The following is a 20,696-nucleotide window of genomic DNA, read 5'->3' as shown; positions in this document are numbered from 1 at the left end:
CGGCTTCCCCTGCGTTGTTCCGATTCAATCAGATGATGTTAGACCGCAGCCTGAACAATCACCTCATCGGCTTTCTTGGTGTAGCTGTCCATGCGATGGAAGTTCAGGTAACGATAAGTATCGGCAGCCGTCGCATCGATCTGCTTAGCATATTCCAGATACTCTTCCAGGGTCGGGATCCGGCCCAGAATCGCCCCCACCGCCGCCAGCTCGGCAGAAGACAGGTAAACATTCGCCCCGGTTCCCAGACGGTTCGGGAAGTTCCGGGTCGACGTCGACATCACGGTTGCCTTGTCAGCAACACGCGCCTGGTTCCCCATACACAGTGAACATCCCGGGGTCTCAATCCGTACCCCGGCACGGCCGAAGATACCGTAGTAGCCTTCCTCGGTCAGCTGGTCACGGTCCATCTTCGTTGGCGGAGCCACCCACAGGCGGGTATCCAGCTGGCCACCAAATTTCTCCAGCAGCTTACCGGCAGCCCGGAAGTGGCCGATGTTGGTCATACACGAGCCGATGAACACTTCGTCAATGTCGGTGCCCTGGACTTCGGACAGCAGGCGCGCATCATCCGGATCGTTCGGCGCACACAGGATCGGCTCTTTGATCTCAGCCAGATCAATTTCAATCACGTGAGCATAGTCGGCGTCTTGATCCGCTTCCATCAGCTCAGGATTAGCCAGCCAGCCTTCCATCGCCGTGATGCGGCGCTCGATTGTACGGCGATCACCATAGCCTTCGGCAATCATCCATTTCAGCATCACGATGTTCGATTCCAGGTATTCTGCAACCGACGCTTGCGACAGTTTCACGGTACAACCGGCCGCAGAACGCTCTGCAGAGGCATCGGACAGCTCGAATGCCTGCTCAACCGTCAGGTGCTCTACCCCTTCGATTTCCAGGATGCGGCCGGAGAATTCATTGATCTTGCCGGATTTCTCAACGGTCAGCAGACCTTGCTGGATCGCGTAGTAAGGGATCGCATGCACCAGATCACGCAAAGTGATCCCCGGCTGCATTTCACCCTTGAAGCGCACCAGAATCGATTCCGGCATATCCAGTGGCATGACGCCGGTCGCCGCAGCGAACGCAACCAGGCCAGAGCCGGCTGGGAACGAAATCCCCAGCGGGAAGCGGGTGTGCGAGTCACCACCGGTACCGACGGTATCCGGCAGCAGCATGCGGTTCAGCCAGGAGTGAATCACACCATCTCCCGGACGCAGGGCAACACCGCCACGGTTCATGATGAAATCAGGCAGGGTGTGGTGCGTGACCACATCCACCGGCTTCGGATAGGCCGAGGTGTGACAGAATGACTGCATGGTCAGCTCAGCAGAGAAGCCCAGACAGGCCAAGTCTTTCAGCTCATCACGGGTCATCGGCCCGGTGGTATCCTGTGAACCAACGGTCGTCATCTTCGGCTCACAGTAAGTGCCCGGACGGATCCCGTCCACACCACAGGCTTTCCCGACCATTTTCTGCGCCAGGGTATAGCCTTTGCCGGTATCAGCCACGGCTTGCGGACGGCGGAACACCTCAGACGGCGCAAGGCCCAGGCTCTCACGTGCTTTATCCGTCAGGCCACGGCCGATGATCAGCGGGATCCGGCCACCGGCACGAACTTCATCGTACAGGACATCAGTTTTGAGTTTGAAGGTCGACAGCACTTCGTCGGTGCCGTGCTTACACACCTTCCCTTCAATCGGGTACAGGTCGATCACATCGCCCATGTTGAGCTTGGAAACATCCAGCTCAATCGGCAAGGCACCAGCATCTTCCATGGTGTTAAAGAAAATCGGCGCAATTTTACCGCCCAGGCAGTAACCGCCGGCGCGCTTGTTCGGTACAAAAGGAATATCCTCGCCCATGAACCACAGCACGGAGTTCGTCGCAGACTTACGGGAAGAGCCTGTCCCGACCACATCCCCAACATATACCAGCGGGTGGCCTTGCGCTTCCAGAGCCTTCAGTTGCTTGATTGGGCCAATCACGCCAGGTTGATCCGGGTGGATGCCTTCACGTTCGTTTTTAAGCATCGCCAGGGCGTGCAATGGGATATCCGGGCGAGACCAGGCATCCGGTGCCGGCGACAGATCATCGGTGTTGGTTTCACCGGTGACTTTGAATACGGTCAGCGTGACTTTCTCAGGCACTGGGTTCTTGCTCAGGAACCACTCCGCGTCAGCCCAAGACTGAAGCACTTGCTTGGCATGCACATTCCCCGCTTTCGCCTTCTCTTCCACATCGTAGAAAGCATCAAACATCAGCAGAGTATGGGACAACGCCTTCGCGGCAATCGGCGCCAGCGCGTCGTTGTCCAGCAGCGCGATCAGCGGCTCGATGTTATAACCGCCCTGCATGGTGCCCAGGAGCTCCGCCGCTTTTTCCTTGCTGACAATCGGCGACTCGGCTTCACCGTTGGCAACAGCGGCCAGGAAACCGGCTTTCACATAAGCGGCTTCATCAACACCCGGGGGAATACGATTTTCCAGAAGATCCAGCAAGAACGCTTCTTCGCCGGCCGGCGGATTTTTCAACAGTTCAACCAGGGCGGCAACCTGCTCAGCATCGAGTGGCTTTGCCACGACTCCTTCGGCGGCACGCTCTTCGACGTGTTTACGGTAGGCTTCAAGCACGACATATTCCTCATTGTTGGTTTGGCCGCGATGGCCAAACATCCTTGGACGTAATTGATCGTCTTCTGCATCCGGGTCTATTCTTGTTGTCCTTAGACGGCATCTTGGGCAGAAGGGACCAAAACCGTCTAGCGAGCATACCAGTTTTAACGTAAAATTAAAATCTACCCGTTTTATACAACATTCACATTTTTCGCATAATTTTGACCCATCTTCTGTCCGGAATTCCGGCGCGATTGACAAATCTTTTTCAAATAATCAGACAGATAGACATGTCTCTGCCATTACAGTGCGCCGCCAAAAAATAAGTAAACTGCATGATGACTCTGCTCCGTCTGACCATACGCCAGGATCAACGGGCCCAACGGTGTGGTCAAACCGGTAAACAGACTGCCGGCGAGATACAGCGGTGCGTCCCGCCAGGCAATGTCGTCATCGTTATACACACCGCCCCACTCCACCGAACTTCCCAGATAAATCGTTGATTTAAATAACCCTAAATCCTGCTCCAGCAAGTCATAGCGATAAACCAGAGCCGAGAAAACTTTGTTATTACCCGCCAAGCTGTTTTTCGGGATCCCGGACAGATTCAGAAAGCCGCCCAGCTCTTTGGGATCCAGCCGTAGATCTTCATCCGATTGCACCCGGCCCAACTCGGCTTTCCCCATCAGGGTATGGGGGCCAAAGCTGTAAGCCCCTTTCCATTTCACATCCAGGTGGAACGCAACATCACTCAGCTCCCGGCCGAGAAACTCACTGGTGTCGTCAGATGCCGCCAGCTCAACCTCAAACAGATTGCCGTGACGCGGCATCATAAAGTCATCCAGGGTATCGAGGTTATAGTTCAGATAACCAATCCGGCTCTCCCGGGTATCGGTGCCGACCCCGAAAATTTGCGGAAACTCGGTTTCCCCGTAAAGGTAGCGGGCACCGACGCGAAACTCCTGCCATAGCTCCGGCTGCCAGCCGAAGGACGCATCCAGCACGGTATCGGTATAGGTAGCGGAGACAAAATTCCCGATCTCTTCCAGGCTCGGCTCTTCGCCGAAACCGGTGATATTTTTCTCGGCCGAGATGTAATCCGCCCGCAACAGGCTGAACCAGGCCTGATCTTTCACAAACGGCAGATACAGCTCGGTGGCAATCCGTTTCTTGGTCCCGTATTCAAGTTCGGTCCGCCACTCCGCCCCCGCACCACTGAGGCCGGTAACGTTAAACGCAGCCCCGATGGAATAGTCGGTGCTGTTCTGGAAGTCATCTTCCAGGGCAAAACGGAAGTCGATAAAGTTCGGTCCCCAGCTCTTTTCCTTCACCTCGATCTGAACCACATTTTCGCCTTTGTCCTGCAGGATGCGATAATCCACCCGCTCAAACCGATCCAGCGCATAGAGGTTGCGCACCCCTTCAGCCAACGCCTCCGATCGGATCACTTTACCCGGCTTCAGAGCCAGCCGGTTCAAGAGCACCTGATCGGAGTAATGGCTGAGATTGACCAGCTTGATCTGATCGACCCGCAGTTGATCCAGGTAATTGAGTGCCCGGCGCTTGCGCTGCTTGCGATCGATGTACGTCTGGAACCACACCGGGTCCCCCAACTGCTGTAGTTTCAGTTTCGACGCCATCGCCGCCCGGTAGCCTTGGGCAAACGCTTCAGGCATCTTGTCGAAATCCGTGGTGGTGATCCCGCGAATGTCCGGGCGGATCACCGTATCTTGCTCGCTAAGCAACGCCAGCTGGCGCGCGGCATTATCCCGCACCATAAAATCCGTCAGCTGATCCATCACCGCGACATAATCTTCCAGCTCATCCCGGGTTTTGAACTCGTTACTGATATCGACGGCAATGATGATATCAGCCCCCATCTCCTGAACGACGGAGATCGGCAGGTTGTTGGTGATCCCGCCGTCCACCAGCAGACGGTCGTCCAGGGCCAGCGGCGGCAGGAGTCCGGGCACCGACATACTGGCCTGCATTGCCTCGGCCAGATCCCCCGCCTTCAGCACCACCGGCTCCAGCCGTTCGATATCGGTGGCAACCGCGCGAAACGGGATCGCCAGATCATCAAAACTACGCATCATCGGCAGGTTGCCTGAGGTCGATCGCAGGATCTCCCCCATCCGCTGGCCCTGCACGATCCCCCGGGGCACCTTCAGCTTCCAGAACTCGAACCCGACGCCACTGGTCACCTGGAAGCGATCTTCCTGCTGCTTTTCCCGCACCCGGCGCTCACTGCGCCGGACCCGATCTTCGTACCCGCTCACCCAGTCAACCGAGGTCATCAGTGCCTCGATCTCTTCGGCGCTCATCCCGGTCGCATACAGCCCGCCGACATAAGCCCCCATACTGGTACCGACCACGTAGTCCACCGGGATCTGCATCTCTTCCAGTGCTTTCAGCACCCCGATATGCGCAGCCCCTTTTGCCCCGCCCCCACCGAGCACCAGCCCGACCTTGGGCCGCTCGTCGGCCACCGCAGAAAATGAGTAAAAGATTGCTATTAGTGGAAGCAGGATCACTAAAGAAATGTAACGGATCGGCAGATAACTTACCGAAGAGAGATTTAGATCTGATGGCTGTTGTTGGGTCATTAGCAACTTTATCCGTGGACGACAGGCTCGTTCTTACTATACCGACGTTCATACTATACCGACGTTCATACTATACCGACTAGCTATAAGCGGGTTAAGCACTATGAAGTTCAACCAGTTAACGATTAAAAAGAAACTGATCATGGCGATGATTTTCGCCGTGCTGGCCTCGACCGCCCTGGTCGGGATCCTCAGCCAGCAACAAGCACGCCAGGTGGTCGAAGACCGGCTGCTCACCAGCGAACTTCCTGCAACCTTAATGCAGATACGCAATCACATTGACAAAGAAGTGTCAGCATTGCAATCCGCCGCACAGCAACTGGCGAACAACCGAATGATCAACGCATTGTTCGCGACCGAGGTGGCACCGCAGCAGGAAGCGCTGCTGATCAGCCAGCTCAATGACATCAAAGCGCAATACCAGCTGCTCGATGCCTCGATTGCCGATCGCCAGTCCGGCCAGTACTGGAACCAGAATGGCTTTCTGCGCCGTCTCAACCAGCAACAGGACAGCTGGTTCTACAACTTTACCGCCAGCGGTAACGCACACATGCTCAATGTGTTTCGCGAAGCCAACGGCGAACTCAAACTCTTCATCAACTACCAGCAACTACAGGGTCGCGGTATGGCCGGCCTCTCCCGCTCGATGGATGAGATGGTCGACTTTATTAACCAGTTCCGGCTGGAGCAAAGTGGCTATGTTTACCTGACCGATGCCGCAGGGATGATCCAGCTGCACAAAGATCAGCAGAAAATGGGACGCCGGGATCTGCGCCAGGAATACAGCCCGGCCGTGGCCCAGCAACTCCTGCGCAAGAACGACTTCAACCTGGCCCAGGTCCGTCTGGCCGGTCAGGAGCGTCTGCTGGCCACCAGCTATATTCCGTCGATGGACTGGTATGTCGTGGCTGAGCTGCCCAAAGAAGAAGCCTTTGCCGGGCTGAACCAGGCACGCGATCAGATCATGCTGCTGACCTTAGGCGTTGCTGCTGCATTTGCCCTGCTGGCGATCTGGCTCGGCACCAGCATCACCCGGCCGATTGAACAGCTGGCCAACGTGTTCAAGGATCTGGGAGAAGGCGAAGGCGATCTGCGCCGCCGGATTGAGGTCGAAGGCAAGGACGAAATTGCCCAGCTTTCCTCTGGCTTTAACAGCTTTATCAGCAAAATTCACCACTCGGTCCGGGAAGTAGCTGAAACCGGCATCGCCCTGCGCCATGCTTCGGAATCAGTTGCCTCGCAGGCGCAGCAGACACTGGATAACAGCCATAGCCAACGGGATCGCACTCTGCAGGTGGTTACCGCCATCAATCAAATGGGAGCCACCGTCAGTGAAATTGCCGGCAATGCCGCCCAGGCTGCAGAAGCTGCCCACAATGCCGATACCGAGACCCAGGGCGGCCAGCAGGTTGTCAGCCAGGCCCGTGATAACATCAACCAACTGGCACGGGATGTTGCTCAGGTGAGTGACGTGATTGGCTCACTGGCCAATAACACCCAGGCCATCGGCAGTATTCTGGATGTGATCCGCGGGATCTCTGAGCAGACCAACCTGCTGGCGCTCAACGCCGCCATCGAAGCCGCCCGGGCCGGAGAGCAGGGGCGCGGCTTTGCCGTCGTTGCCGACGAAGTGCGCAACCTGGCCAGCCGCACCGCAGCCTCGACCGACGAGATCCAGCAAATGATCAACCGCCTGCAGGAAGAAGCCGGCAACGCGGTGAATGCCATGGAGCAGAGTCGCCAGCTCACCTCGGACGGCGTTTCCTCTGCTGATGAAGCGTCCGGCGCGCTGGTGTCGATCGCCGAGCGGATCACCCTGATTTCGGACATGAACACCCAGGTCGCGACCGCAACCGAGGAGCAATCGACCGTGGTCAACGACATCAACTGCAATATCGAAGAGATCAACGACACCACCCAACGAACGGCAGACACGGCCGCCGAGCTGGCGACCGCCAGCCAGGAGCTCCGCGCACTATCGCAGCGCCTCGACGACATGGTCGGGACCTTCAAGCTGTAATCCACCGCCCCTTCAGGGATCCCCACAGGAGAGCTTCGGCTCTCCTTTTTGATCGCGCTCATCTCCCCGCATCGGCACCGTCGGTGAAGAAACCAACGGTCCACACCACCATGTCACAGCCCTGCCGCCGCAGCCTGCTACGGCCTGTTACGAGCCCTGTGACGAGCACCGTGACGAAAAGGCGTCTTCGGATTAAGACGGCCGGAAAATGCCGGGGCAGATGACTGAACTGAAAGCGGATAACGTTGAGACACATTGGCCTGGAAGGCCGTTTGGCTCGAAAGCCGTGTGGTACAAAGACAAACGAACCTGAAGGCAGATAGGATGAGCAACAGAACAAAGGGGTTGGAAACAAGTCAGTCCCGTTGTCGGACGCAGGCAACGCTAAGCGTCAGGTACAAAAAAAGCGCCTCGAAAGGCGCTTTTTATCCATCTCTCAAGCCGGCGCTTACTTCTTACGCTTTACGGCTTTCGGGTTTGGCAGGTCAGTGATCGAGCCTTCGAACACTTCAGCAGCCAGACCAACAGATTCGTGCAGCGTTGGGTGCGCGTGGATGGTCAGTGCGATGTCTTCTGCATCACAACCCATTTCGATCGCCAGACCGATTTCGCCCAGCAGCTCACCGCCGTTCGTACCCACGATAGCACCACCGATCACACGGTGAGTGTCTTTGTCGAAGATCATCTTGGTCATACCGTCAGAGCAGTCAGAGGCGATTGCACGGCCAGAAGCTGCCCATGGGAACGTCGCTACTTCGTAGTTGATGCCCTGTGCTTTCGCTTCTTTCTCAGTCAGACCCACCCATGCCACTTCTGGCTCAGTGTAAGCAATTGAAGGAATCACTTTCGGATCGAAGTAGTGCTTCTTACCAGAGATCACTTCAGCCGCGACGTGGCCTTCATGCACACCTTTGTGAGCCAGCATTGGTTGGCCAACGATGTCGCCGATCGCGTGGATGTGAGGCACGTTGGTACGCATTTGCTTATCAACGTTGATGAAGCCGCGCTCGTCAACTTCGATACCGGCTTTCTCAGCGTCAATCAGCTTACCGTTTGGTACACGACCGATGGCAACCAGAACCGCGTCGTAACGTACAGGCTCAGCAGGTGCTTTCTTGCCTTCCATTGACACGTAGATACCGTCTTCTTTCGCTTCAACCGCGGTCACTTTCGTTTCCAGCATCAGGTTGAATTTCTTCTGAATGCGCTTGGTGAAGACTTTGACGATGTCTTTATCTGCCGCAGGGATCACTTGGTCGAACATCTCAACAACGTCGATCTGAGAACCCAGTGCGTGGTAAACCGTACCCATTTCCAGGCCGATGATACCGCCACCCATGACCAGCAGCTTTTCAGGAACGTCTTTCAGTTCCAGCGCGTCAGTCGAGTCCCAGATACGTGGATCTTCGTGCGGGATAAATGGCAGTTCGATTGGACGAGAACCGGCCGCAACAATCGCGTTGTCGAACGTGATGGTGGTGGTTTCTTCGCCTTCAACCACGATAGTGTTCGGGCCGGTAAATTTACCGTAACCGTTCACCACGTTGACTTTACGCATCTTAGCCATACCGCCAAGACCGCCAGTCAGTTGGTTGATTACTTTTTCTTTCCACACACGGATCTTGTTGATATCGGTTTGAGGCTCACCGAATACCACACCGTGGTCGGCCATCGCTTTGGCTTCTTCAATCACTTTGGCTACGTGCAGCAGCGCTTTGGAAGGAATACAGCCAACGTTCAGACAAACACCACCCAGGGTGCTGTATTTTTCGATCAGGACTGTTTCCAGACCCAAGTCTGCGCAACGGAACGCCGCAGAGTAACCAGCAGGGCCTGAACCCAACACCACTACCTGGGCTTTAATTTCTTTACTCATCATGACCTCGTTGTAAGTCTTTTATCCCTAACAGGCGTAGGCTCTTCTTTCTTTCAGTTAGTCAACTGATTTTACAGAGGTGTTAACAAACTGAAAAGTAAATTGCCATAGCCTGTGAGCTACACAACAATTCCATGCCTGCTGTTGCAGGCATGGGGTTGCGGATATGAACCTTAAAGCACTAAACGGCGAATGTCAGACAGACAACCGTTCAGGTAAGTGATGAAGCGTGCACCTTCCGCGCCGTCGATCACACGGTGGTCGTATGACAGTGACAGTGGCAGTTGCAGGCGTGGCGTAAAGTCTTTACCGTTCCACACTGGCTTCATTTCAGACTTAGACACACCCAGGATCCCAACTTCAGGAGCGTTCACGATTGGCGTGAATGCAGTACCACCCAGGCCGCCCAGGCTAGAAATTGTGAAACAGCCGCCCTGCATGTCTGCAGCGGTCAGCTTACCGGCACGGGCTTTCTTCGACACGGCCATCAGCTCTTCAGACAGCTCATAGATGCCTTTCTTGTTCACGTCTTTGAAGACAGGAACAACCAGACCGTTTGGTGTGTCAACCGCGATACCGATGTTCACGTATTTCTTCAGGATCAGGCTCTCACCGTCATCAGACAGAGAAGAGTTGAACGCTGGGAATGCTTCCAGAGCTTTTGCAGCCGCTTTCATGATGAACACCAGTGGGGTGATCTTCATGCCAGAGTCTTTCTTCGCTTCAATCGCGTTCTGCTCTTTACGGAATGCTTCCAGCTCAGTGATGTCAGCGTTGTCCCACTGAGTCACGTGCGGGATCATCACCCAGTTACGGTGCAGGTTCGCGCCAGAGATCTTCTTGATGCGAGACAGTGGCTTCACTTCGGTTTCACCGAACTTGCTGAAGTCCACTTTCGGCCAAGGCAGCAGACCCAGGGCCGCGCCGTCGCCTTTGCCAGATGCAGCAGCAACTGCGCCAGACTCCAGACGTTTCAGCGCATCTTTCACGAAGTTCTGTACGTCTTCTTTCAGGATACGGTTCTTACGACCGGTGCCTTTCACTTTCGCCAGGTTCACGCCGAACTCACGCGCCAGACGACGAACAACCGGAGACGCGTGCGCGTACTCGTTGTTCTCTTGGAAATCACCCGTTGATGCCGCAGGCGCTGCTGCCGGAGCTGCTGCTGGCGCAGAAGCCGCCGCTGCTGGAGCCGGAGCCGCTGCAACCGGGGCTGCTGCTGGTGCTGCACCCGCCACTTCGAAGACCATGATCAGAGAGCCGGTTGACACTTTGTCACCTGCGGCTACTTTGATTTCTTTCACTTTACCCGCGAATGGCGCAGGAACTTCCATTGAAGCTTTGTCGCCTTCAACGGTGATCAGTGATTGCTCTTCTTCCACCATGTCGCCTACAGCAACCATGATTTCAGTCACTTCGACTTCGTCACCGCCGATATCCGGCACATTCACTTCTTTGTCAGCTGCTGCCGCAGGGGCTGCTGCCGGGGCTTCAACCGCTGCTGGAGCCGCTGCCGGTGCACCTGAACCCGCCACTTCAAAGATCATGACCAGAGAGCCGGTTGATACTTTGTCGCCCGCTGCAACTTTGATTTCTTTCAGAACACCTGCAAACGGTGCCGGGACTTCCATAGAAGCTTTATCGCCTTCAACCGTCAGAAGAGATTGCTCTTCTTCAATGCTGTCGCCGATAGCAACCATGATTTCAGTCACTTCTACTTCGTCGCCACCGATATCCGGGACGTGAACTTCTTTCAGCTCAGAAGTCGCTGGAGCCGCTGCTGCTGGAGCAGGTGCAGCTGCAGGAGCTGCCTCTGCCGCAGGAGCAGGTGCAGCAGCTGCTGCACCCTCGGCTTCGAAAATCATGATCAGAGAACCGGTAGAAACCTTGTCACCTTCAGCGATTTTGATTTCTTTGACGATACCCGCCTGAGAGGCTGGCACTTCCATAGAAGCTTTATCGCCTTCAACCGTGATCAGAGACTGCTCTTCTTCAACCTTGTCACCAACGCTGACAAGAATTTCAGTTACTTCAACCTCATCCGCACCGATGTCAGGTACATTAATTTCGATTGCCATTATTTATTGCCTCTTACGCGTATAGCGGGTTGATCTTGTCAGCGTCGATGTCGAACTTCGCAATTGCTTCAGCAATTACAGATTTCTCAACATCACCACGCTTCGCCAGTTCAGTCAGCGCAGCAACAACAACGTAGCCGGCGTTAACTTCGAAGTGGCGACGCAGGTTTTCACGGCTGTCAGAACGGCCGAAACCGTCGGTGCCCAGAACCTTGAAAGACTCAGATGGCATGAAGGCGCGAACTTGCTCTGCGTAGTTCTTCATGTAGTCCGTCGCAGCAATCGCAGGCTCGCTGCCCATCACTTCAGTGATGTAAGGCACTTTCTGCTCTGCGTCTGGGTGCAGCATGTTGAAACGCTCTGCGTCCTGACCGTCACGAGTCAGTTCGTTGAACGAGGTGACCGAGTAAACGTCAGAAGCGATGCCGTAGTCGTCGCTCAGGATTTGAGCGGCTTTACGAACTTCGTTCATGATGGTACCGGAGCTCATCAGCTGAACTTTAGACTTGTCGCCCGCGTAAGACTCAAGCTTGTAGATACCCTTACGGATGCCTTCTTCAACGCCTTCTGGCATCGCTGGCATCGCGTAGTTTTCGTTCATCAGGGTCAGGTAGTAGAACACGTTTTCTTGTTCTGGACCGTACATGCGACGAATACCGTCTTGCATGATGACCGCGACTTCGTACGCGAATGTTGGGTCGTAAGAGATACAATTCGGAACCGTACCCGCCATGATGTGCGAGTGGCCGTCTTCGTGCTGCAGACCTTCACCGTTCAGGGTGGTACGACCGGCTGTTGCGCCCAGTAGGAAACCACGGGCTTGCTGGTCACCAGCCATCCACGCCATGTCGCCAACACGTTGGAAACCGAACATAGAGTAGTAGATGTAGAACGGGATCATTGGCAGATCGTTGGTGCTGTAAGACGTCGCTGCAGCAACCCAAGATGACATCGCACCCAGTTCGTTAATCCCTTCCTGCAGAACCTGGCCAGACGTGGCTTCTTTGTAGTAAGAAACGATGTCGCGGTCTTGCGGGGTGTAGTTCTGGCCGTGCGGATTGTAGATACCGATCTGACGGAACAGACCTTCCATACCGAACGTACGGGCTTCGTCAGCAATGATAGGAACGATGTTCTTACCAATGTTCTTGTTCTTCAGCAGAACGTTCAGAGAACGGACGAATGCCATGGTTGAAGAGATGTCACGCTTCTGCTCTTCCAGCAGCGGCTGGAACTCTTCCAGTTCAGGGACGATGAATTCTTGCGTGAAGTTCGGCAGACGCTGTGGCGTGTAACCGTGCAGGGCGTTACGACGCGCGTGCAGGTACTCGTGCTCTTTCGAACCTTCTTCCAGTGTCAGGTACGGCAGGCTCTTCACATCTTCGTCAGAAACCAGGTCTTGCAGACCCAGGCGGTCACGCAGGTGCAGAACATGAGTCATGTCCATTTTCTTAACCTGGTGCGCGATGTTCTTACCTTCAGCCGCTTCACCCATGCCGTAACCTTTTACAGTTTTGGCCAGGATCACAGTCGGCTTGCCTTTGGTGTCTTGGGCGTTCTTGAATGCAGCGAACAGCTTAGATGACTCGTGACCACCACGCTTCAGCGCGAAGATCTCGTCGTCAGTCATGTCTGCAACCAGGGCAGCTGTTTCTGGGTACTTACCGAAGAAGTGCTCACGCACGTAAGCGCCGTCTTTAGCCTTGAACGTCTGGTAGTCACCATCGATGGTTTCGTTCATCAGCTGCAGCAGTTTACCTGTGGTATCTTTCGCCAGCAGAGAATCCCAGTTGTTACCCCAGATAACTTTAACAACGTTCCAGCCAGCACCTTTGAACAGGCCTTCCAGCTCTTGGATGATCTTGCCGTTACCCATAACCGGGCCGTCAAGACGCTGCAGGTTACAGTTGATCAGGAAGCACAGGTTGTCCAGTTTCTCACGCGCAGCGAAAGAAATCGCACCACGTGATTCCGGCTCATCCATCTCACCGTCGCCCAGGAACGCGTAAACGCGCTGCTTGGAGGTATCTTTCATACCACGGCCGTCCAGGTATTTCAGGAAGCGCGCTTGGTAGATAGAAGCGATTGGACCCAGACCCATAGATACAGTCGGGAACTGCCAGAATTCAGGCATCAGTTTCGGGTGAGGGTAAGACGGCAGACCTTTACCATCGACTTCCTGACGGAAGTTGTCCAGTTGGGCTTCAGTCAGACGGCCTTCAACAAACGCACGAGAATAGATCCCTGGAGAGATGTGGCCTTGGTAGTAAACCAGGTCGCCGCCATCAACGTCGTTCGGGGCACGGAAGAAGTGGTTGAAACAGACTTCGTAGAATGCAGCAGAAGACTGGAATGACGCCATGTGGCCGCCCAGTTCCAGGTCTTTCTTCGATGCACGCAGTACGATCATCACGGCGTTCCAACGGATGATAGCGCGGATACGACGCTCAAGCGTAGTATCACCAGGATATGCAGGCTCCTGGGCCGATGGAATTGTATTGATGTAGTTAGTAGTGATGCCGGTTGGCATATCTACACCGTCTAAACGCGCTTTGTCCAATACTTGCTCAAGTAGGAACTGGGCGCGCTCTACACCTTCTTCACGAACGACTGACTCTAGGGCTGCTAGCCACTCTTGAGTCTCAAGTGCGTCCACGTCATTCTTCATGACTTCAGACATGCGATCTATCCTTTCGTTGATAATCTACAAAACTAACAATGTCGCGACTGTGCTTAAGACCTGTCTCAACCAAAATGAGGAGCCCTAATCCAGCCCGTCCTTGCGTTGTTGAATCCGACGAAGAGAGCGTTCACGTCTGCTATCTTCACGCGATAAATCCAACAGTGTTTCCTCGATATAAGCCAAATGTGCATGAGATGCTTCGCGGGCCAGCTCAGGCTCTCCGGAAACAATCGCATGCACAATATTGGCTCGATGCTTTCTTACCTTTTCGACCACCTCTGGACGGCGGTTCAGGAGTTCAAAGTTTTGTAATACGTTTTGCTCCAGCAACGGGGCAAGGCTACGGATGATATGGAGCAGCACCACGTTGTGCGCAGATTCGGTCACTGCGATCAGGTACTGCATCACGGCGGCGGCTTCGGCCTTCAAATCACCTTGCTGCTGGGCGTCCTGGATCCGCGCATGGCAGTCACGGATACGGGTGAAATCTTCTTCGGTGCCTCGCAGGGCTGCATAGTAGGCAGCCAGGCCCTCCAGGGCATGACGAGACTCGAGTAAATCTAGCTGGGTTTCAGGGTGGGCACTGAGCAAGTCCAACAGCGGCTCGGAAAAACTCTGCCATAGTTTTTCCGTCACAAACGTACCGCCGCCCTGACGACGGGTCAGCAGGCGCTTGGCTTCAAGGCGCTGGATGGCTTCCCGTACGGACGGGCGTGAAACGTCGAATTGCTTGGCAAGCTCGCGCTCAGAGGGCAACTGCTCCCCCGGAGACAGAATGCCTTCCAGGATCAGATGCTCCAGTTCCTGCTCGATCGCGTCAGAGAGCTTTGGCTGGCGAATTCGTTTATAAGTCATCTTTTTCGTTATGCTTCTTGCACTTATATCGTTTCAGGAAACCTGAAGCTGGGTAATTGGTATTACCAATTAAATTTGGGAGGAAAGTTTACAGAAATAATTGAGGATGTCCACCAGCAACTTGACAGAAATCATAGAACGATGACCCGTTTAACAAAAAATTCAAATTATGAAAACTTGTGAAAACAAGGTCATCAAGGCTTCACAACAGGGTAGAAGCGGATGAAGAGATGAGCAAATAATTATTGGTCTGACCAATTTACGTGCAAAACATCGCAGGCGGAAAATGGTTACATTTTATCCAGCGCCGTTTTAAACGCACGCCAGTCGAAGGCCAGGCCGGGGTCAGTCTTGCGGCCCGGGGCGATAAACTCGTGGCCGGTGATCCGCTCTCGGGTCAGTGCCGGGTACCGTTGCATCAACACCCGGGTCAACGCCGTCAACGTGCCATATTGCGCCGGGGTATAGGGCAACGCGTCCGTCCCTTCCAGCTCAATACCGATCGAGTAGTCATTGCACCGCTCACGCCCGGCAAACTGCGACACCCCGGCGTGCCAGGCCCGACAATCAAACGGGACAAACTGAATAATACCGCCATCCCGTCTAATTAAACAGTGAGCCGAAACACGAAAGCCTGATATTTGAGCAAAATACGGATGTTCATTCGGATCGAGTTCACCGGTAAACAGCTGCTCAATATAAGGACCGCCAAACTGGCCCGGCGGCAGGCTGATGTTATGCACCACCAGCAGCGAAATATCCTCGCGGTCCGGGCGCTGATCGTAAAACGGGGACGGCACATGTTTCACCCCGGCCAGCCAATGGTTCTGAGCAATCGTAAGCATGGATCTACCCTGTATTCAAAGTCTGCCGCACAGCCTAACGCCTGTGCGTCGGAGATCAAGCCTCACGCTCTGTAAACGTGTTGACCGAGCAAACATATTCATCGCGTGGGCGTGAGCACAGAAATCATGCCGGACAGCCTAGGATCTCCGCGACGCTCGCTGTATCATTTGCCCATTCAATTGCGCCGGGTTGGATCGGATCCGGCACCTCACCTTGCTATGGATTTGTCATGACCGAGATGGAACAAAAGCACGACAGCGCCTCGCGCCTCGAATACCTCAAACAGCAACTGCCGGCAGAAATTACCCGAGCCGTCGCCGATACCCTGCGCGAAGACTTAGGCGGTGTGATCGATCCCAGCCGTGATATCACGACCAGCCTGATCCCGGCCGACAGCCAGGGCGTCGCTACCATCATCACCCGTGAACCCGGCGTATTCTGCGGCCAGCTCTGGGCCGACGAAGTCTTCCGGCAGCTTGGCGGTGAAGTCACCATTGAATGGCAAGTCAAAGACGGCGACACGGTTGTGCCGAACCAGGTCCTGTGCACCTTGCGTGGCCCGTCCCGGATCCTGCTGACCGGCGAGCGCAACGCAATGAACTTCATTCAGACCCTGTCCGGCTGTGCCACCACAGTCGCCGAGTACGTCAAACAATTGGAAGGCACCCCAACGCGGCTGCTCGATACCCGCAAAACCATCCCGGGCCTGCGCAGCGCACTGAAATATGCCGTCACCTGCGGCGGCGGCTTCAATCACCGCATCGGCGTATTCGACGCTTACCTGATCAAAGAAAATCACATTATCGCCTGCGGCGGCATTGAAGCGGCAATCCGCACGGCAAAACTGCTCAATCCCGGAAAACCGGTCGAAGTGGAAACCGAAAGTCTGGATGAACTGCGCCAGGCCATTGATGCCGGGGCCGATATCGTGATGCTGGATAACTTCACTCTGGAGATGATGCGCGAGGCGGTGAAGATCAACGCTGGCCGCGCCGCACTGGAAAACTCCGGCAATATCACCTTAGCGACCATTCGCGACTATGCCGACACCGGCATCGATTACATCTCAGTCGGCGCCCTGACCAAACATGTCCGCGCCATGGATCTGTCGATGCGCTTTCAGTAATTCCGTGCCACCGATCGCTTGTTCAGCGATCTGCACTCCGGCACCGGACCTCCCCCTGTCCGGCGCCGATTACTCTATTATGCTTTGCTCACCGTTATCCCCTGAATCACCGTTTTTTCCTTGGACACCATATTCCCCTTGCTCACCACATTCCGCTTCCCGAACGCCTTCCCTTTTGCATTCAAGCGATAGCCCACCGGGTATGTTGATCGCCCGATATCCTGGCCAAGGCTATGCCTCATAAGCAGTAATCCGTCCCAAAAAAATGCGTCCTCCACCGACGCAAAGATGTAACTCATAAAATCGTCACTACAATTTTTAACTACTGCGCCGAGTAATCCAAACAACCATATTCACACAGTTGCAAAGGTCCGTATGCTGAAACCACCAAAACAACTTGGTTTTATTTGGATAGAGACAAGGAAAGGAAAAAAATGAAAAAGCAACAGGGCTTTACGCTAATTGAATTGATGATCGTGGTGGCGATTATTGGGATCATCTCCGCATTTGCCATTCCGGCTTATTCTGATTATACCCAACGTACCCGTGTCGCAGGTGCTGTCGCAGGAATAACAGGCTTTAAGACTGCAGTCGCTTTGTGCGCGCAAGATCTGGGTGCCCTTACAGGCTGTAACCATAATACAAATGGAATTCCAAATACAATCGCTGTAGGTAATAACGGCGCTATCGTGAATTTTGTTGACGGTGTTGCGGTTGCTGACGGTGTTATTACGGTGACTTCAACAGGTAACGATGGCAGTGGTAATAACTTAGCCATAACTTTAACGCCAAATATTCGCAACGGAGCTGTGGATTGGGATCTAGCTGGTACAGGCTGCGGTGGTGACCGCGGCATCGACTGTTCCGGCAACTAATGCAAACCCACCTCGCTTCTACCCTGCACCAGGCTGGCCTGCTCAGCCCGGTGCAGCGGCAACAAGTGGTGGATACAGTCCAGGCCGACGGCATCCCGGTGCCCTCGGCCCTGGTTCAGCTCGGACTGTTCACCAGTGCGGAGCTGGCCCGCCAGCTTGAGCACCTGTTCGCCATCGCCCTGGTTGATGCCAACCAGTACGACTATCCCGCCTGCTGCCACAGCCTGAACCAACGCGAGCTGATCCTGCGCCACCGGGCACTGCCGCTGAGCCAGAATGATACCACCCTGTATATCGGCCTGAGCGATCCGACCCAGATGGATGCCCTGGATGAGTTCCGCTTTGTCACCGGCAAAACTATTGAACCGCTACTGCTCGAGTGCAAGCAGCTCGACAGCGCCATCCGTCGCCTGTACGGCAGCGAAATCGGGGAAACCCGCCACCAGCGCAACCTCAGCGACCACGATCTCGGCGAGTTGGTCGATTTGAGCGAAGGCGAGTTTGAAGAGACCGCCACTGATCTGAGCCAGGACAGTGCGCCGGTGACCCGCTACATCAACCAGGTATTGCTGGACGCCGTGCGCAAGCATGCCTCCGACATTCACTTTGAACCTTACGAGGAAACCTACCGTATCCGCTTTCGCTGTGACGGGATCCTGCACCAGCATGCCACACCGCCGGCGCACCTGTCGCGCCGCCTGTCAACCCGGCTCAAAGTGATGTCCAAACTCAATATTGCCGAACGGCGCCAGCCCCAGGATGGACGCATTAAACTCCGGCTCTCGCCGACCCTGGCGATCGATCTGCGCGTCTCGACCCTGCCAACCTTGTGGGGCGAAAAAGTGGTCCTGCGGATCCTCGACGGTACCAGTGCCAATCTCGATATTGATCTGCTCGGCTACACCCCCCAGCAAAAACAGGCGTACCTGGCCGCGCTGCAAAAACCCCAGGGGATGATCCTGATGACCGGGCCGACCGGCAGCGGTAAAACGGTGTCGCTGTACACCGGGCTGAACATCCTCAACACCGAGGCACGCAATATTTCAACGGCCGAAGATCCGGTCGAGATCAACCTGCCCGGGGTCAACCAGGTCCAGATTAACCCAACAGTCGGGCTGGGATTCGCTGAAGCCCTGCGCTCCTTTCTGCGCCAGGATCCGGACATTGTGATGGTCGGGGAGATCCGGGATCAGGAAACCGGATCAATCGCAATCAAAGCCGCCCAAACCGGCCACCTGGTGCTGTCCACCCTGCACACAAACTCAGCGGCAGAAACCATCACCCGCCTGACGCACATGGGTCTGGAGACCTTCAACCTGGCTTCGTCCCTGAGCCTGATCATTGCCCAGCGTCTGGCACGCCGTTTATGCAAACACTGCAAACAGCCCGATCCACTCGATCCGCTGACCCGGGAAGCGCTGGCCATTGCGCCGGGGGCTAGCTTATTCAAGGCCAACGAGCAAGGCTGTGATGAGTGCAACAAGGGCTATCTGGGCCGGATCGGCATTTACGAGGTGATGCCCTTCAGTCGCTCGTTAGCCCAGGCGCTGATGGCCGGCGAGTCTACGCTGGAGCTGGAAGATATCGCCCGCCGTGAAGGGATGCAAACGCTGCAACAATCCGGCATTGAAACCCTCGAGGCCGGGATCACCAGCCTCAAAGAGCTGCAGCGGGTGCTGCAAATCAGCGTTACATCCCCGACAGTCACACCAGCACATCAACAAAGAACGCAACGGCAGACACGGCAAATCAACGAGCCCCGGGTTCACCAGGTCCCCCCGGCCCTGTCGCATGCCGAATCATAACCCGAGCCGATAAATCAGGAGTCAGGCGATGAGCCAAAGCACGAAAATTCGCCACTATCATTGGCGTGGGGTCAACCAGAAAGGCAAAAAAGTCAGTGGGATTACGCTTGGCTTTCAGGAGCAGGATGTCCGCAAAACCCTAAGCGACCAGTTGATCCAGGTGAAAAAGATCAAACGGCGCAATCCCTCAACGTTCAGTCAACTCAAAAACCAGCTTAAACCGGCGGATATCACCGCCATCACCCGTCAGCTGGCGACCATGACCAACTCTGGCGTACCCGTCGTCCAGGGACTGAATATGATGGCCAGCAGCCACCACAAATCAGAAGCCAGAGCGGTGCTGACCCAAGTGACCGCCCAGGTGGAAGCCGGCGCCTCGCTGTCCCGGGCGATGCAGACCAGCTCGCCGCTGTTTGATAAGTTCTACTGCGATTTAGTCGCGACCGGTGAACAAACCGGTCACCTGGGGGAAGTGTTCGGTCGTATCGCCACCTACCGGGAAAAAAGCGAAGCCATGCGCAAGAAAGTCATTAAGGCCATGATTTACCCGGCCATGGTCACCTTCACGGCCATTGGGGTCACCATTTTAATGCTGGTGATGGTGATCCCACAATTTGCCCAGATTTTTGACAATTTTGGCGCCGAATTACCTAAGTTCACCCGAATGGTGCTCCACGCCTCCGATTTCATGATTGCTCACGGCCCCATCATGGCCGCCGCTCTGGCGCTGGCGGTGCTTATCACCAGCTATCAATACAAACGCGTCATCAGCTTCCGGCGCACCATACATCGGCTGATGCTGCGTCTGCCTTTACTGGGAACAATCACCCTCAAAGCCACCGTGGCCCGTTTTGCCCGCACCCTGGCGACCACCTTCAGCGCCGGGATCCCGCTGCTGAGCGGATTGCAGTCGGCGGGAAAAACCGCCGATAACCTCTATATCGAGCAGGCGGTAGAGGAAGTCCATGCCGCCACCGCAGCCGGCATGCCGCTGCATGTCGCGCTGCGCCAGAGCGGTGTGTTTCCCGAGTTGATGCTACAAATGACCCAGATCGGCGAAGAGTCCGGTTCACTCGATGACATGCTCAATAAAATGGCGCTTTTATTTGAGGATGAAGTCGAAAATATCGTCGACAACCTCGGGAAGATCATTGAACCAGTCATCATCCTGTTTCTCGGAGGCTTAGTCGCCAGCCTCCTGTTTGCCATGTACATGCCGATCATCAAGCTGATGAGCGTGATCGGCTAAACGAGGGTTTGGCTCTGAAACAACGGCGCAGACGCGCCGTAATCAGGGTCAGGACTCGG

Annotated in this window: 12 protein-coding genes; 5 read left to right on the top strand and 7 right to left on the bottom strand. The window is 55.2% G+C overall.

The window, feature by feature from the left end; genetic code table 11:
• Positions 1-38 precede the first annotated feature (38 nt).
• Both acnB and VV869_RS08325 read right to left on the bottom strand, forming a co-directional pair.
• Entirely contained in the window at positions 39-2,636 is a 2,598-nt protein-coding gene (acnB, locus tag VV869_RS08330) for a bifunctional aconitate hydratase 2/2-methylisocitrate dehydratase (protein WP_337734516.1), read from the bottom strand.
• A 284-nt stretch (positions 2,637-2,920) separates the two neighbouring features.
• Positions 2,921-5,224 carry a patatin-like phospholipase family protein gene (locus VV869_RS08325; RefSeq protein WP_337734515.1) on the bottom strand — a complete coding sequence of 768 codons (2,304 nt, stop codon included), beginning with the start codon at positions 5,222-5,224 and terminating at the stop codon, positions 2,921-2,923.
• 103 nt (positions 5,225-5,327) lie between these two features.
• Here VV869_RS08325 and VV869_RS08320 point away from each other — a divergent pair, with 103 nt between their 5' ends.
• Positions 5,328-7,244 carry a methyl-accepting chemotaxis protein gene (locus tag VV869_RS08320; RefSeq protein ID WP_337734514.1) on the top strand — a complete coding sequence of 639 codons (1,917 nt, stop codon included), beginning with the start codon at positions 5,328-5,330 and terminating at the stop codon, positions 7,242-7,244.
• A 448-nt stretch (positions 7,245-7,692) separates the two neighbouring features.
• On the opposite strand, the gene lpdA is transcribed toward VV869_RS08320, so the two are convergent.
• The 5 genes from lpdA to ampD form a co-directional block, all read right to left on the bottom strand.
• Entirely contained in the window at positions 7,693-9,120 is a 1,428-nt protein-coding gene (gene lpdA, locus VV869_RS08315) for a dihydrolipoyl dehydrogenase (protein WP_337734643.1), read from the bottom strand.
• 173 nt (positions 9,121-9,293) lie between these two features.
• Positions 9,294-11,198 carry a pyruvate dehydrogenase complex dihydrolipoyllysine-residue acetyltransferase gene (gene aceF / locus VV869_RS08310; RefSeq protein ID WP_337734513.1) on the bottom strand — a complete coding sequence of 635 codons (1,905 nt, stop codon included), beginning with the start codon at positions 11,196-11,198 and terminating at the stop codon, positions 9,294-9,296.
• Between the two features lie 13 nt (positions 11,199-11,211).
• Complete coding sequence (aceE, locus tag VV869_RS08305; RefSeq protein WP_337734512.1) at positions 11,212-13,878, bottom strand: pyruvate dehydrogenase (acetyl-transferring), homodimeric type; 2,667 nt, start codon at positions 13,876-13,878, stop codon at positions 11,212-11,214.
• A gap of 84 nt (positions 13,879-13,962) precedes the next feature.
• On the bottom strand, positions 13,963-14,736 hold the full coding sequence (gene pdhR, locus VV869_RS08300) for a pyruvate dehydrogenase complex transcriptional repressor PdhR (RefSeq protein ID WP_261601682.1): 774 nt from the start codon (positions 14,734-14,736) through the stop codon (positions 13,963-13,965).
• 290 nt (positions 14,737-15,026) lie between these two features.
• Positions 15,027-15,581: a 1,6-anhydro-N-acetylmuramyl-L-alanine amidase AmpD gene (gene ampD, locus VV869_RS08295; protein ID WP_337734511.1), complete on the bottom strand. Its 555-nt coding sequence runs from the start codon at positions 15,579-15,581 to the stop codon at positions 15,027-15,029.
• 239 nt (positions 15,582-15,820) lie between these two features.
• Between ampD and nadC the strand changes: the two genes are divergently transcribed.
• The 4 genes from nadC to VV869_RS08275 all read left to right on the top strand — a co-directional run bounded on the left by nadC (position 15,821) and on the right by VV869_RS08275 (position 20,637).
• Positions 15,821-16,708, top strand: a complete 888-nt coding sequence (nadC, locus tag VV869_RS08290; RefSeq protein WP_337734642.1) for a carboxylating nicotinate-nucleotide diphosphorylase — start codon at positions 15,821-15,823, stop codon at positions 16,706-16,708.
• 434 nt (positions 16,709-17,142) lie between these two features.
• On the top strand, positions 17,143-17,583 hold the full coding sequence (locus VV869_RS08285; protein WP_337734510.1) for a pilin: 441 nt from the start codon (positions 17,143-17,145) through the stop codon (positions 17,581-17,583).
• Positions 17,583-19,388: a type IV-A pilus assembly ATPase PilB gene (gene pilB / locus VV869_RS08280; RefSeq protein ID WP_337734509.1), complete on the top strand. Its 1,806-nt coding sequence runs from the start codon at positions 17,583-17,585 to the stop codon at positions 19,386-19,388. Before VV869_RS08285 ends, pilB begins: the two co-directional genes overlap by 1 nt.
• A gap of 28 nt (positions 19,389-19,416) precedes the next feature.
• Positions 19,417-20,637: a type II secretion system F family protein gene (locus VV869_RS08275; protein ID WP_337734508.1), complete on the top strand. Its 1,221-nt coding sequence runs from the start codon at positions 19,417-19,419 to the stop codon at positions 20,635-20,637.
• Positions 20,638-20,696 lie beyond the last annotated feature (59 nt).

It is taken from the genome of Photobacterium sp. MCCC 1A19761, assembly GCF_037389125.1.
Classification (GTDB): domain Bacteria; phylum Pseudomonadota; class Gammaproteobacteria; order Enterobacterales; family Vibrionaceae; genus Photobacterium.
This window is presented reverse-complemented; position numbering and strand designations above follow the sequence as displayed.